We start from the raw sequence: 15,799 nt of genomic DNA on the forward strand, positions 1-15,799 counted from the left end.
TCCCCGAGACCGACGGAGTTCCCGATGGGCCCGCCCGTGGATGCCGTACAGGCGTCCGAGCATTTTTCTGCGTCCGCCGACATCGTCATCATCGGCGGCGGCGTCATCGGCGTCAGCGCGGCACTCTTCCTCGCCCGCCAGGGCGTGTCGGTGGTTCTCTGCGAGAAGGGTCACATTGCCGGCGAGCAATCGAGCCGCAATTGGGGCTGGGTGCGGCGCATGGGCCGCGATCCGCGCGAATTGCCGCTGATCGTCAAGGCGATGGATATCTGGGACGGCATGCAGCAGTTGGTGGGCGAGGATGTCGGCTTTCGACGCACCGGCATCGCCTATCTCTGCAAGGATGACAGAGATGTCGCCCATGAGGAAGAATGGCTAAGGTCCGCCGGCGAATATGCCCTGGACAGCCGGATAATCCGCGGAGTGGAGCTCGCGGCTGTGCAGCCGGGAGCGGTGAAGGCCTATCATGCCGCTCTCTACACGAAGAGCGATGGTCGCGCCGAACCGCAGAAAGCGGTTCCGGCCATGGCACGGGCCACCATTCGGGCGGGCGCTACGCTCCTGCAGAACTGCGCTGTGCGCGGTATCGAGACGGCAGCCGGCCGGATCGCCGGCGTGGTCACGGAGCGCGGCTCGATCAAGGCCGGAACGGTGATCATCGCCGGCGGCGCCTGGTCGAGCGCACTCTGCAGGCCGCTCGGTGTGCGCCTGCCGCAATTGCGCGTACGATCATCGGTGCTGCGGACCGGCCCCGTCGGGGGCGGACCGGAAGGTGCTGCCTGGGCCGGTTCCTTCGCCTATCGCAAGCGGCTGGACGGCGGCTATACGATTGCCGAGGGTTCGAGCACCCGCCACGAGATCGTGCCGGACAGCTTTCGCTACCTCTTCGATTTCATGCCGATGATCGCCCGGGAATGGCGCAGTCTCAGTCTGCGGCCAGGCGGCGATTTCTTTCAACAGCTCACCGCCGCGGATGATATCTTCGAGAAAAACCGCGTGCTCGATCCGCCGCCGGACAATGCCTGGCTCGACCGCGCCCGCGCAGCGATGGAAGCCGTCTTCCCCATGCTCAAGGGCGTTCCGACCGTGCAAAGCTGGGCCGGCTATATCGACGCGACCCCGGACGCCGTGCCGGTGATCGCGCCGGTGCAATCGCTGCCCGGGCTGATCATCGCCACCGGCTTTTCCGGGCATGGATTTGGCATCGGGCCTGGCGCGGGCCACCTTGCGGCGGATATCGCAATGGGCAGGACGCCGATCGTCGATCCGTCGCCGTTTCGCTATGAGCGATTTATCGACGGGACAAAGTCCCGGCCTTTGACGGGCGTCTGATCAGAGATCGAAGACGCTGCCTGAAATCACCTCGCCATTGACCTTGATCTCCGCGGCGCCATGATCGCCGCGCTTGACCTCGATCCTGAAATCCTTCCCGTCCTGCTTCAGCACGGCGCTATAGCCCGGCCAGGCCGACGGTAGCGAGGGTTCGACCCTGATCTTATCGCCCTCGCGACGGATGCCGAGGATCGCCTCGACAGCCATGCGATAGAGCCAGCCGGCCGAGCCGGTATACCATGTCCAGCCGCCGCGCCCGGTGCGGCTTCCCTCGCCATAGATATCCGCCGCTACGACATAGGGTTCGACGCGATAAAGATCAGCCGCTTGCCGGCTCTTGGAATGGTTGATCGGCATCAGCATCGAGAATGCCCTATAGGCATCGTCGGCGCGGCCCATGCGGGCAAAGGCGTAGGCGGCCCAGATCGCCGCATGCGTATATTGCCCGCCATTTTCGCGCACGCCCGGCGGATAGGACCTGATATAGCCAGGTTGCTTGTCGGAATGTTCGAAGGGCGGTGTGAACAGACGGATGATCTTCGCATTGCCATCCATCAGCAGGCTTTCGACACTGTCCATCGCCTGATTGGCGCGCGCATGGTCGCCAGCGCCGGAGATGACGCTCCAGGACTGGGCGATCGAATCGATACGGCATTCGTCGCTGATCGCCGAGCCGAGCGGCGAACCGTCGTCGAAATAGCCGCGCCTGTACCAGGCGCCATCCCAGGCATTCTCCTCGATTGCCTTCTTGAGCCGGTCGCAATGCGCCTGCCAGGCCTCGACATGCTGATGGTCGCCCCGTTCCTTGGCGATCGGGATCATGCGCGAAAGCGCATTGTGCAGGAACCAGCCAAGCCAAGTGCTCTCGCCTTTGCCTTCGATGCCGACGTGGTTCATGCCGTCGTTCCAATCGCCGCCGAGGATCAGTGGCAGGCCGTTTGCGCCCGTCCGCTTGATCGCTAAGTCGAGTGCCCGGCAGCAATGTTCGTAAAGGCTCGCTCTATCCTCCGAAATTTCTGGGGTGAAGAAGGATTCATGCTTTTCGCCCAGTTGTTCCCCCTTGAGAAATGCTATTTCCTCGTCAAGGATGGCGCGGTCACCGGTCGTCTGGATATAGAGCGCCGTGCCATAGCCCAGCCACGCAACGTCGTCCGAGATCAGGGTACGAACGCCGGCGCCGGTCTTCGGCAGCCACCAGTGCTGCACATCGCCCTCGGGGAACTGGCGGCTGGCGGCATTGAGGATCTGCCCACGCGCCAACGACGGGTCCTGCAGCATCAGCGCCAGCGTGTCCTGCAACTGGTCGCGGAAGCCGAAGGCGCCGCTGGCCTGGTAGAAGGCGCTGCGGGCGCGGATACGGCAGGCGAGGTTCTGGTAGGGCAACCAGGTATTGACCAGCCGGTCGAAACCTTCGTCCGGGGTCTCGACCTGCAGCGTACCGAGGAAGGCATCCCATTGTGCCTCGGTCTTCTTCGATTCCGCATCGAAGCCATCACGCATCAGGCGCTGGATCAATGGTGCAGCCAGTTCGGCGTTATCGACGTCGCCCAGTAGCAACAAGATCTCGCTTGTCTTGCCAGGATCGATAACGAGATCGACGGCAATGGCTGCACAAGGATCGCCCTGACTTTCAACAGAGCTCGACAGCGACGCCCCGGCAGTCACGGCTTCTGGATTGAAACTATCGCCGACGGCGCCGAGAAACTCCGCCCGCGCCGACGTATAGGATGATGGCTTGGCGCTGACAGCGACGAAAGACGTGCGCTCCGAGCTTTCGACACTGTAGGGATTGGACGCCAGCAAAGCATTGGCATTGGCATCGTACCAGCTCTTGATATAGGGCGCGGTCTTTGCCCGGTTGTTGCCCAGCACCCATTCGACATAGAAGTAAAGACGCAACCTGCGGGACTCGGAGCTCTTATTGGCTATCATTAGCCGACTAATCTTCGCGGGATCTTTTTCGGCGATGATCTGCACGAGTTCGATATCAAGATCCTCGGCGGAGACCTTGAAGCTGCTCCTGCCCGGTCCATGCCGCACTTCGTGCAGCCGGTCAGGCGTCGAAAGCGCCGCGAACGGCGACAGCACTTTCTTGGTCGCGATATCGACGATGTAAATCGCCTCGCCCGGCCGGTTGGTCACCGGGTCGTTGCTCCAGGGCGTCACTTGGTAGTCGCGTGAATTGCTGCTCCAGGTAAAGCCCGAACCTTCGGCAGCGATGTGGAAACCGAACGTGCCGTTCGAGATGACGTTGATCCAAGGATGCGGGGTTGCCTCGCCGCCCGGCAGGCGAACGACGTAGTCGCGACTTGCAGGATCGAAACCGCCATAACCATTCCAGAAGGTCAGTCCGTCCGCCTCCGGCTTGACCGGCTCGATCTTGGGCTCAGGTTTGGTGGGTGCCATCAACTTGCGGCCGCGCTGTTTGGGCTCGACCGGCATGGCAATATCGGCATGATCGCCATCCGACAGACGTTCGAGCCTGTCGATCTGCTCGGAGATGGAGCCGTTACGGGTGTGGAGCAGGATGCGCGCCGCGCCGATCAGCGCGTTATAGGCATTGTCGTCGATCAGGTCGCGACGCACGGAGAATATGTGTTGCGACGGACCCGAGGCCAGGCCGCGCCGCCGCGCATTCTCACACATGAAATCGATGGCGTGCTGCACATCCTGGGCATAGGTGGCACCGCGATCGTTGATGATTACCAGGTCCGAGATAACGCCCCGCGAGCGCAGATATTCCTGCATTCGGAAGGCCTTGTTGATGATCGGCAGGTCGACGTCGTTGTCGATGCGGATGGCGAAGATCGGATAATCGCCGGAAATGCTCATCGGCCACAGTGCCGATTGCGGCAGCGTCACCTCTTCCGGCCCCTGCTTCAGCCGCGTGTCCGGATAAATCAGGAAGGAGGCGATGCGCTGGAAGAGCAACACCTCTTCATGCGACATGTCGAGATGGCGGATCTGCACCTGCGACCGCGTCCAGGCGAGCCTGGCCTCATGGTCGAAGGCACCGGGGTGACGGTAGCGTTCCATCGCCTTGTCGAGCTCGGCGCGGCTGGGCGCCGCAATCGTCCAGAAAGCGACGGACGCCTCGCGGCCTGCTGCGACGCGGATGACGCGTCTGAGCGAGAAGATCGGATCGAGCGTGAAACCCTGATTGCCTTCCAGCGCGTCCGTCACCGAATCGAAGGCGCGCGCATGCTGCAGGTCGCGGCCGCGACCGATGAATGCGCGGCGGTCGGTCTCCGCCTGGAACTGGGCGGAACGACCTGACGTGCCGGTCATCATGTGAGCGACCTGCATATCCGGCTCGCCCTGCGAGCGCTTGTTGCGCACGGCATAGATCGCATCGCGGCTTTCGTTGATCTCCGTCTTGACGAACATTTTCGAGAAGGCCGGATGGGCCGCGTCGCTATCGGCCGAGGACATGACGATCTCGCCATAGGAGGTAATCTCGAGATAGGCGTCCGTCTCGCCGAAATTCCGGATCGTCAGCCGCCGGCCTTCGGCATCGGCCTCGGTGGCGACGATGCATTCGAGCTTGGATTCAATGCTGCCGACGGTCTTCTTGAATTCAGCCTTCTCGTCGGCGAAAACGGTCTGGCTCGCTTCACCCGCAAGAGATTTTGGACCCGGGGTCGCCGACCACCAGACACCGGATTTCACGTCGCGGATGAAGACGTAGCTGCCCCAGTCGTCGACAGTCGGGTCCGGCTGCCAGCGGGTGACGGCGAGCCCGTTCCAGTTCGAATAGCCTGAGCCTGCCGCTGTCACCATCAGAGAATAATGGCCGTTGGAGAGTACCGAGACGGCACGCTTGGCCCGGAGCGGATCCTCGACGACGCGATATTTCGGGCCATAGGTCAGGCGCGTGCCCTCGCCGCGGGCTTCACCGCCCTCGACCTTGACCACCGGCACGAAGTCGCGTGGCGCCTTTTCCTGCAGCAGCAGTTCTGCAGCCTCGATCACCGGGTCGCTGTGGAAACGGTCGCGCAGGAGGCCATTGAGTACCGTATTGCCGATCGCCGTGATCGACATGCCCTGGTGATGTGCCATGTAATTCTGCACCACGGCACATTCGCTGCCCTCGGGAATGCGGGAACGGGTGAAATCAACCGCGTCATAGTAGCCATAGGCACCAAGCGCGCCCTGACCGGTAAGCCGCTTCAGGTTGGCCGCGGCCTCGCGCGGCCTGAACTGGCTGGCGATGGCCGTCGCATAGGGTGCGATCACCACATTGGCGCCGATGTCGCGCTTCAGTCCCAGACCGGGGACGCCGAAATTGGTATATTGGTAGTTCAATTCGCGGTCGCGGGCATTGTAGGCGGATTCGGATACGCCCCAGGGAATACCCATTTCACGGCCATAGAGAATCTGCGCCTCGATGGCGAGATTGTTGGACTGGTTGAGGATACCGCCCTGCCGCTCATGCATGACGATCGGCGGCATCAGATATTCGAACATCGAGCCGGACCACGAGACCAGCGTCGCCTGCCCCTCGACAGAGGTCACCGGGCGCCCGAGCCGGAACCAGTGCTCGCTCGGCAGATCTCCCTTGGCGATGGCAAACAGGCTGGTGAGCCGCGCTTCGGAGGCAAGGAGATCGTAACAGGGCTCATCGAGACGGTTGTCGTCAACCTGGAAGCCGATCGACAACAGACGCCGTTCCCTGTTGAACAGGAAGGCGAAGTCCATGGCGAAGGCGAGGGCCCTCGCCCGTTCGCTGAGCGCATAAAGGTGGTCACGCAGTGCGCGGGTCTGGCCGCGGTCATAGCCGGCATCGGCGAAATGCGCCTCACAGGCCTGTTTCAGTCGTCCGGCCCATTCCGTCAGCAGTTTTGATGCCGTGCTCTGCACCTCGGCATCGAAATCGCGCGCAAAGGATTCGATTTCGGTGGCGATCACCGAGAGATTGATCGCCCGGATCGGGGCAACGTCGGGACTTTCGAGGCTGGTCGCCACAGACTTGGCAAAACCGTCGAGCCGCTCTTCGAGCCGCCGGCGCAAGGGGCGGATGACGCGGCGGTTGTCCGGCACGGTCGCCAGGGTCTCCCGGACGATCTGCAGGGTATCGCCGATGCCGCGGACATCGCCCAGCAGATAGGCGATCGGTGCGACGGCCCATTGCTTCAGCGTCGAGGAGACGACAATCAAATGGGCGGCGAGATTGCCGCTGTCGACCGCCGAAATGTAACGGGGGTAAAGCGTCGCCAGACTCTTCGTGTCGTACCAGTTGAACAGATGGCCGCGGAATTTTTCCATCTTCTCGACCGTGCCGAGCGTGCGGTCGATCCGATCGAGCGCCTCCGCGAAGCTGATCCAGCCCATGTCGCGCGCGGTCACCGTCGAGAGAAAATAAAGACCGATATTGGTCGGTGACGTCCGATGCGCGACGAAAGGCTGCGGCACTTCCTGGAAATTGTCCGGCGGCAGGAAATGATGCTCCTCGGTGACGAAGGTCTCAAAATAGTGCCAGGTGCGCCGGGCAACGGCACGCAGCACATTTGCGTCCGCCAGTGAGACATGCAGCCTGTCCTCGTTCTCCAATGACTGGCTGATCCAATAGGCCAGAAACGGCGCCGTCAGCCACAACAGGCTGAGCACGCCGGCAATGAGGGCGTTATGCGGATCGATCGCCATGACCAGAGCATAGACGAGCAGCGTGGCGACAAGCGAGATCGCCATCATCCTGACATAGTCGAGCATGCTGCCTGGACGTGCGGCATGCGCCTCCCGCGTCGTCTGCCATTCCAGCAGGTGGCGCCGGCTGACCGTCAGGCGGTAGAGCGTGCGGATGATCGCGTCCGCCTTCATCACGGCATCATGCGCCATGAAGGCCAGCTGCAGGCCGATCTGGGCGAGCATGTCGGTGGTCTCGGCCAGAATGGTGCGCATGTGGCGCGACAGCGAAACCTCCTTCTCATGCGGTGCGAGTCCGGTCAGCAAGGCGACAATGGCCGGCGAGAAGTAAGCGATGATCAGCACGAGCTCCCATAGTGCCGTCGCGTGCCTGGAAAACAGCAGCCAACCCAATGCGGAGGCGAGCAGCCAAAAAAACGGCATCAGTGAGCGGCGCAGATTGTCGATCATCTTGAAGCGCGACAGCGCCGTCAGGCGATTGCTGACATCGAAGATGTAGGGCAGGAGCTGCCAGTCGCCCCGCGTCCAGCGGTGTTGGCGCGACACCTCCACCTCGTAGCGGACGGGGAAATCCTCGACGAAATTGACATCGGTCGTAAGACCGCAACGGGCAAAACCGCCTTCGAGCAGGTCATGGCTCAGCACCGTGTTCTCGTCGATGCGGCCTTTCAACGCCGCTACAAAGGCATCGACATGATAAAGGCCCTTGCCGGTGAAGCTGCCTTCGCCGAAAAGGTCCTGGTAGAGGTCGGAAACGGCGAAGACGTAAGGATCGAGGCCGCGATCCTTGGAGAAGATGCGCTGGAAGCGTGAGGCCTCGTCGCCGGTGGTCAGCGACGGCGTGACGCGCGGCTGCAACAGGCCATAGCCTTCGACGACCCGCCCTGTCTCGGCGTCAAGGATCGGTGCGTTGAGCGGATGCGCCAACTTGCCGATCAACCTGCGGGCAGCGTCGCGCGGCAGGCGCGTGTCGGCGTCAAGCGTCAGCACATAGGTGATGCCGGACGGCAGGTCCGGATCGGAAAGGAAGGTCGTGTCCTGGTCGCCGCGCAGGAAAAGATTGAACTCGTCGAGCTTGCCGCGCTTACGCTCCCACCCCATCCAGACGCCTTCCGATGGGTTGTAGAGCCGTCGCCGATGTAGAAGGAAGAAGCGGCGCGGGCCAGCCGCCTCATATTTTTCCGCCAGTTGGTCGATCTCTCGCTGGGCGAAATCCAGGAGTTCGCGATCCGCCTCGCCCTCCTCGATCCGGCTGTCCGCCCAGTCGCTCAGGAGCGCGAAACAGATGCCTTCATCAGGATTGGCGAGATAGTGGATTTCGAGATTGCGGACCAGTTCCGAAACCGAGTCGCGATCAGGGATCAGGCAGGGTATGACGACGAGCGTGCGCGCGCTTTCGGGAATGCCGCTCTTATATTCGTAGCCGGTAAGATGGGACGGAGGCACGAGCGCGTAGACGACCGCGCGGAAGATCGCAGCCGATGCCTCCAGCGCCAGCGGTGCAAACAGGACGGCGAGCAGCGTGATCTCGGCACCATTCAGGGCGGTGCGGCGCATGGCCAGGACGGATGCGGCGACCATCAGCAGCGCCAGCAACACTGTCGGGACAGCCACTTGCCCCAGACCGAGCTTCTGGTAGGCGGCTCCCAATTGCTCCGAGAATTTTGGCACGTAACCGGCAGCCCGCCGCAGTTCGATTATGCCGTCGTCGACGAGGTAATAGCCGACATTGGCGCGGCGCACGGCACTTGTCCCGGGCTCCGGCGCTTCCGTTGCGGCGCGCCCAGCGAGTGCGAGGGCAAGCTCAGCCACCTCGATTTCCGATTTCGGCGAGCGCCGGGCGATCTTTTCGATGGAATTGCGGTAGTAGTTTCGGCTGGCGGCGTCGAGCCCGGCATAGTCGGAGCCATCGCGGAGCGCGCTGTCGACCTTGGAAATCTGCTCGAACCACGACGTCCATTGGATGTCGTCGATCCTTCGCAGGCTGCGGATGATGTTGCCGACCGTCAGATTGCTCGTCGATATCTTGGTATGTTCGGCAATCATCGCCTCTTCGGCGTTGCTGCCACGTTTTTCGAGCTGTTCCTCGAGCCAGGCAAGGGCGCGGGCAGCCGCGTCCGAATCCTCGCGCAGGCGATAGAGAAGCTGAGCGGCGAAAGAGTCGTCGGCCGTCAGTGCGTTCCTGCTGCGGAACATGCCTTCGAGGTTTTCAGGCTCGGCGCTGGGGGCGAGGACGTCGGCGAATGTGTTCGCCTCGACGCGCATGCGCCGCGAGCGGTCGACGCGGTCTGAAATCCGGCGCAGGTTTTCGATCAGGATGAAGCGCAGGATCGCCGGGATGGCCCAGATTTCGCCAATCGTCAAAGTCTCGGCCTGCTGGAAGCCATTGACCATGGCCGTCAGCGTCGCCGCATCGACATTGCTGTCGGTATGGGCGACATAGATCCAGGCGATTGCAAATGTGCGCGGCAGCCTGCCGCCACTATCAACGGCAATTTCCGGCAATTGCCGAAAGAATTTTGCCGGCAGGTCGCGGCGCACCTGGCGAATGTTCTCGCGTACCAGATGATGATTGTCGAGCAGCCATTCCGCCGCCGGCGTGATCATCTGCTTGTTGCGGGAATCGGTGGCGATGGCGTCATAGTTGGAGAGGATCGCGGCCTCATTGTCCTCGAGCCGGGCGGGAAAGCGGAATTCGCGAAAGACGGGCAGCTTGACGGATGCGCTGGCGGCCAGCGTGCGGCCGATCTCGGCGAGTTCGTTGGGCGTGCTGAACTCGGTGCGGATCGCCGCGTCGAGCCCATCGAATATCTCGCTTGAATCCCTGAGGATCGCCCCGTCGAAAGCTTGTTTGTCCATTGGAGCTTCTCTCGCCCGCGGTGATGGGCAGCCTCCAATTCCCTCAGACGCAGATGAGAGGTCGGCCCGCAGTTCTTGACGCATCGCGAGAACGCATTACGGCAGGAAATAGTTCCTCCCGGTGCCGACCTTGTGACCGGCCCTTGTTATCACGGAACTCATCCGTCAGCAGGCAGGGGCTCCAGGCCAGCGAATTCATCCGCCGGCCCGGACACGCATCAATTCGTCAGGCGGCGAGCGCGGACATGATCCGGATCCAGGAACGGATGCCTTTTTGGAAGGAATTGAGATTGTATTTCTCGTTCGGCGAATGAATGCGGTCATCCGGAAGCGCAAACCCGGCGAGCAGCGATTCCATGCCGAGCATGCGCTGGAAATCGCCGACGATCGGGATCGACCCACCCATGCCGATCGAGACGGCCGGCTTCGGCCATTCTTCCGAGAGCGCGATCTTGGCCTTGGTCAACATCGGTGAATCGTAAGGCAGCTGGATCGCCGGCGAGCCGCCGTGCTTGGAAAACTCCACCGAGCAGTCCGCCGGAAGCCTGGACTGAACATAGGCGCGGAACGCGGAGCGGATCTTGTCCGGATCCTGCTTGCCGACCAGGCGGAACGAGATTTTCGCCGAGGCTTCGGCGGCGATCACCGTCTTGAAGCCATCGCCGGTATAGCCGCCGGTGATGCCGTTGATCTCGGCGGTCGGCCGCGCCCAGGTGAGTTCGAGCACGCCGCGACCCTTCTCGCCGGCGGGAACCGAAAGGCCGATCTCGCCCAGAAACTTCTCGTCGGTCATGCCGAGCGTCTTCCACGACGCCTTGACGTTTTCCGGTGTTTCCTCGACGCCGTCGTAGAAGCCTTCGAGCGTCACCCGACCGGTCGCGTCATGCAGGCCGTCGAGGATGTTGACGAGGATGTGGATCGGATTGGCGGCAGCACCGCCGAAATAGCCGGAATGCAGATCGCGGTCGGCCGCCTTGACCTTGATCTCCTCACCCACCAGGCCCCGCAGGCCGGCCGAGATGGAAGGCGTCTCCGGATCCCACATGCTGGTGTCGCAGACCAGCGCATAGTCGGCCTTCAGCTCAGCCTTGTTGGCTTCAAGGAAAGGTTTTAGCGACGGCGAGCCGGATTCTTCCTCGCCTTCGAACAGGATCGAGACGCGCACCGGCAAGGCCCCATGCGTTTCCTTGTAGGCGCGGCAGGCTTCGACGAAGGTCAGAAGCTGCCCTTTGTCGTCGGAGGTGCCGCGGCCGGTGATGACCTTCGCGCCGCCGACGTCCTTGATCCCCGGCTCGAACGGATCGCTTTCCCAGAGATTGAGCGGATCGACCGGCTGGACATCGTAATGGCCATAGAACAGGACATGCGGCGCATCAGCCTTGGCGCCCTCGTGATGAGCGACAACCATCGGATGGCCGGGCGTGTCGCGCACGGAGGCCTCGAAGCCGAGTGTCTTGAGATAATCTGCGAGCCAGGTCGCGGCCTTGCGGCAGTCATCCTTGTAGGCTGGATCGGTGGAGATCGACTTGATGCGGCAGAGCGCGAACATCTTCTCCAGGCTGGAATTGAGGTTGGCGTCTGCCTTGGACAGAACGGTATCGATCACGGTCATGATTGTCACCTGGATTCACGTTGGGCGGATGGCGGGGACCTTAGAGCGAGCCGTGTTGATTTGGAAGCATTCTATGGCTCAAAACTGAGCCGAATTCATTCTGAAGATTCACGACATTTTTCATGAAGGTTTCGAGGACGCCAATCGTGTTCTCAAATCGATTGAATTTCTTTGATCCGGAAAAAAAATCCGCTATAGCGCTTGGAGCCGCATTCGGGGGACCGCACTTGGCTGACCGGGAAACGATCGCGCTGATTGCGCATGATCAGATGAAAGACAGCATGGCGGAGTTCGCCCGCATGCATCAGGATGTGCTGGCACGCTACGACATCGTCGCCACCGGCACGACCGGCGGCCGCATCCTCGATGCCGTTCCCGGCCTGGCGGTCACGCGGATGAAGAGCGGACCGCTTGGCGGCGACCAGCAGATCGGGGCGATGATTGCCGAGGGCAAGATTCGCATGCTGATCTTCTTCACCGATCCATTGACGCCGATGCCGCATGATGTCGACGTCAAGGCCTTGACACGCCTCGCCACCGTCTACGACATACCCATGGCGCTCAATCGCGCCACCGCCGACCTGCTGATCGGCAGGAACAATAAATAAACGGGCAGGAAACTCCATGGCGACCAATATCGACGACCACTTCCCGTTTCCGATCCTGGTCGGCGACATCGGCGGCACCAATGCGCGCTTCGCGCTGCTGACCGACGCCAATGCCGAGCCGAAGCATTTCCCCATCGTCCAGACCGCCAAATACGTCACGATCGATGACGCCATCCAGGATGTCGTGCTCGACAAGACCGCGGTGCAGCCGCGTTCGACCATCCTTGCCGTCGCCGGCCCGATCAATGCCGACGAGATTCCGCTGACCAACTGTCCTTGGGTGGTGCGGCCGAAGAACATGCTCGCCAATCTCGGTTTCGACGATGTGATGGTCGTCAACGATTTCGAGGCGCAGGCGCTGGCTGTCGCTGCGCTCGGCGACGAGCACCAGGTCCAGCTCGGCCGTGGCGCCGTGTTGCCTGGCCATTCCAAAGTGGTCCTCGGTCCGGGAACCGGCCTCGGCGTCGCCGGCCTCGTGCATGCGCTCAACGCCTGGATTCCGGTGCCCGGCGAAGGCGGGCATGTCGATCTCGGCCCGCGCTCGGAGCGTGACATGCAGGTCTTCCCGCATATCGAGCGGATCGAAGGCCGGGTCTCGGCCGAGCAGATCCTGTGCGGCCGCGGCCTTGCCGGCCTTTATCGCGCCGTCTGCGCCGCCGACGGCGTCGAGCCGCTTTATTCCGATCCTGCCGACGTCTCCGTGCACGGTCTTTCCGGCGCCGATCCGCAGGCTGCCGAGACGCTGTCGCTGTTTGCCACCTATCTCGGCCGGCTTGCCGGCGACATGGCCTGCACCTTCCTGGCGCGCGGCGGCGTCTATCTCGCCGGCGGCATACCGCAAAAAATCCTGCCGGCGTTGCAAGGCCCCGAATTCCGCGCCGCGTTTGAGGACAAGGCGCCGCATAACCATATGATGTCGACCATACCGACCTTTGTGGTGACGCATCCGCTTGCAGCGCTGGCCGGGCTCGCAGCCTTTGCCTGCCAGCCAAGCCGCTTCGGAGTCGCCACTGAAGGCCGCCGCTGGCGGAAATGACTGTTCAAGCGCGCCGGCAGGGATTAGAGCACGCTCTCAGAGCCGCCGTGCGGAAAACAGGAACGGACGATTGAACGCGAACGCTACAAAAAAGCCCGAGATCGATCGCGCGGCAATGCTGCCGGTGATCAAGCGGATTTTCATGGAGAACTTCCACGCCCATGTGCGCGGCTATGTGTTCGCCATCTCCTGCCTCGTCGTCATCGCGCTGACCACGGCCTTCACCGCCTGGATCATGGAATCGGTGATCAACGAGACGTTTGAGAACAAGCGCGCCGATCTCGTCTGGATCATCTGCATCTCGATCTTCGTTGCCTTTGTGCTGCGCGGACTGGCCTCCTATTTCCAGGCGGTGGCGCTCTCCAAGATCGGCAATTCGATCGTTGCCTTTTACCAGAAGCGGCTTTTTAGCCATCTGATGGCGCTTGATCTCGGTTATTATTCCGAGACACGCTCCGCCCGCATCGCCGCGACGATCTCACAGAACGTCAACGGCATCCGCGACACGCTCAACCTGACGATCACCTCAATCGCCCGCGATGCCTTGACCTTCTTGTCGCTGGTCGCCGTGATGTTCGCCAAGGATCCGCTGCTGTCGATCCTTGTCGCGGTCGCAGCCCCTCCGATGTTCATGGTGATGCGAGCGATCGCGACCAAGCTGCGCGTCGCCACGCGCGACGCCGTCGAATACAATTCCCGCGTCACCGGTGCGATGCAGGAGACGATCCAGGGACTGGCGATCGTCAAGGCTTTTACCATGGAAAGCCAGTTGAAGACCCGCGTCGAAGGTCTGATCGATGTGGCCGAGAAGCGCGCCAACCGCATTGCGCGGCTTTCGGAGCGCAGCATGCCGGTCACCGAGACCTTTGCCGGGGCAGCGATTGCGCTCGTCATCGGCTATGCGGCCTATCAGTCGATCCACGCGGGCGAATTGCCGGGCGCCTTCATCGCCTTCATCACCTCGATGCTGCTCGCCTACGAGCCGGCGCGGCGGCTGACCAAGCTGCAGCCGCAGCTCGAACGCGCCTATGTCAATGCCAGGATGATCTACGACATCCTCGACACGCCGATCCCGATGCGCGAGGCGCCGGATGCCAAACCGCTGGTGGTCACCGAGGGGCGGATCACCTTCGAGAACGTCAATTTCGGCTATGGCGCGGAACCGATCCTGAGAGGCGTCAGCTTCGTCGCCGAAGGCGGCCGGACGACGGCGATCGCCGGGCCCTCCGGAGCGGGCAAGTCGACGATCATCAGCCTGGTTCCGCGTTTCTACGATCCCAATGGCGGCCGTGTGCTGGTCGACGGGCAGGACCTGCGCTATGTCACAAAGCAGTCGCTGCGCGAAAACCTCGCCTATGTGTCGCAGGCGCCGCTGCTTTTCGAAGGCACGGTCCGCGACAATATCCGCTATGGCCGGCCGGACGCCACCGATGCCGAGATCGAGGAAGCGGCGCGGCTCGCCTATGCGCATGATTTCATCCTCAACCTGCCGATGGGCTATGACACGCCGGTGGGCGAGAGCGGCGCCAATCTCTCCGGCGGCCAGCGGCAGCGGCTCTCGATCGCCCGCGCGCTCGTCCGCAAGGCGCCGATCCTGCTGCTCGACGAAGCCACTTCCGCACTCGACACGGAATCGGAGGCTGCGGTGCAGAAGGCGTTCGAGAACGCCATGCTCGGCCGCACGGTGGTGGTGATCGCCCACCGTCTGTCGACCATTGCCGGCGCCGACAAGATCATCGTCATGGAGGACGGCCGGATCGCCGAAGAAGGCACGCATGAAATGCTTGCGAACGATGAGGGCGGGCTCTACGCTCGCCTCAACGGGCTGCAGATCCGAAGAGAACCAAAACAACCATTGGCCGCGACAGGGACGGAATGATGAGTGACAGCGACATGAAGATGGTGGTGGTCGCCGGTGCTGCCGGCCGCATGGGCCAGACGCTGCTCAAAGCCATTCACGCCGCTCCCGGCATGAAAATCCACGCGGCCATCGAGCGCGAAGGTGCATCGACCATCGGCAAGGATGCGGGCGAGGTCGCTGGCCTTGGCCCGATCGGCGTGCCGATCACCACCGATCCTCTGGAAGCCTTCGTCAAGGCCGATGCCGTCATCGATTTCACCTCGCCGGCCTCGACCGTGCAGTTCGCCGGGCTCGCGGCGCAGGCGCGTATCGTCCACATCATCGGCACGACCGGCTGCTCGGCTGACGATGTCGAGAAGATCAAGGCCGCGAGCCGGCATGCGCGCATCGTCATGTCCGGCAATATGAGCCTCGGCGTCAATCTGCTCGGCGTGCTGGTGCGACGCGCGGCGGCGGCGCTGGATGCGGCCGACTGGGATATCGAAGTGCTGGAAATGCACCACAAGCGCAAGGTCGACGCGCCCTCGGGTACGGCGCTATTGCTCGGCGCCGAGGCGGCGAAGGGTCGGGCGATCGACCTGCTCGCCAATGCCGTCAAAGTCCGCGACGGCCATACCGGGGCGCGCGAGGAAGGCTCGATCGGTTTTGCGACGCTGCGCGGCGGCGGCGTGGTCGGCGACCACCAGGTGATCTTTGCCAGCGAGGCGGAGATGATTACCCTGTCGCATCGGGCCATGGACCGTTCGCTGTTCGCGCAGGGCGCGCTCACCGCCGCGCGCTGGGCCTTCGACAAGAAGCCGGGCTTCTACAGCATGCTTGATGTGCTCGGCATGGCCGACTGATTTTTA

General features: G+C 62.6%; 7 protein-coding genes. 5 read left to right on the plus strand and 2 right to left on the minus strand.

Annotated features, from left to right (window positions below; genetic code table 11):
• Nucleotides 1–24 precede the first annotated feature (24 nt).
• Complete coding sequence (locus AC1D06_RS18390) at nucleotides 25–1,332, plus strand: NAD(P)/FAD-dependent oxidoreductase (protein ID WP_477987361.1); 1,308 nt, start codon at nucleotides 25–27, stop codon at nucleotides 1,330–1,332.
• On the opposite strand, the gene AC1D06_RS18395 is transcribed toward AC1D06_RS18390, so the two are convergent.
• Both AC1D06_RS18395 and AC1D06_RS18400 read right to left on the minus strand, forming a co-directional pair.
• Complete coding sequence (locus AC1D06_RS18395; protein ID WP_477987362.1) at nucleotides 1,333–9,834, minus strand: glycoside hydrolase family 94 protein; 8,502 nt, start codon at nucleotides 9,832–9,834, stop codon at nucleotides 1,333–1,335.
• A 226-nt stretch (nucleotides 9,835–10,060) separates the two neighbouring features.
• Complete coding sequence (locus tag AC1D06_RS18400) at nucleotides 10,061–11,446, minus strand: dipeptidase (protein WP_477883627.1); 1,386 nt, start codon at nucleotides 11,444–11,446, stop codon at nucleotides 10,061–10,063.
• 227 nt (nucleotides 11,447–11,673) lie between these two features.
• Here AC1D06_RS18400 and AC1D06_RS18405 point away from each other — a divergent pair, with 227 nt between their 5' ends.
• From AC1D06_RS18405 to dapB, 4 genes are all read left to right on the plus strand, one after another.
• Nucleotides 11,674–12,054: a methylglyoxal synthase gene (locus AC1D06_RS18405; protein WP_477883625.1), complete on the plus strand. Its 381-nt coding sequence runs from the start codon at nucleotides 11,674–11,676 to the stop codon at nucleotides 12,052–12,054.
• 16 nt (nucleotides 12,055–12,070) lie between these two features.
• Nucleotides 12,071–13,090 carry a glucokinase gene (locus AC1D06_RS18410; protein ID WP_477883623.1) on the plus strand — a complete coding sequence of 340 codons (1,020 nt, stop codon included), beginning with the start codon at nucleotides 12,071–12,073 and terminating at the stop codon, nucleotides 13,088–13,090.
• 70 nt (nucleotides 13,091–13,160) lie between these two features.
• Nucleotides 13,161–14,969: an ABC transporter ATP-binding protein gene (locus AC1D06_RS18415; protein WP_477987363.1), complete on the plus strand. Its 1,809-nt coding sequence runs from the start codon at nucleotides 13,161–13,163 to the stop codon at nucleotides 14,967–14,969.
• Nucleotides 14,969–15,793 carry a 4-hydroxy-tetrahydrodipicolinate reductase gene (dapB, locus tag AC1D06_RS18420; RefSeq protein ID WP_477987364.1) on the plus strand — a complete coding sequence of 275 codons (825 nt, stop codon included), beginning with the start codon at nucleotides 14,969–14,971 and terminating at the stop codon, nucleotides 15,791–15,793. The genes AC1D06_RS18415 and dapB overlap by 1 nt, the downstream gene beginning before the upstream one ends.
• The last annotated feature ends 6 nt before the right edge of the window (nucleotides 15,794–15,799 follow it).

Source organism: Rhizobium sp. P2_G2, assembly GCF_056403555.1.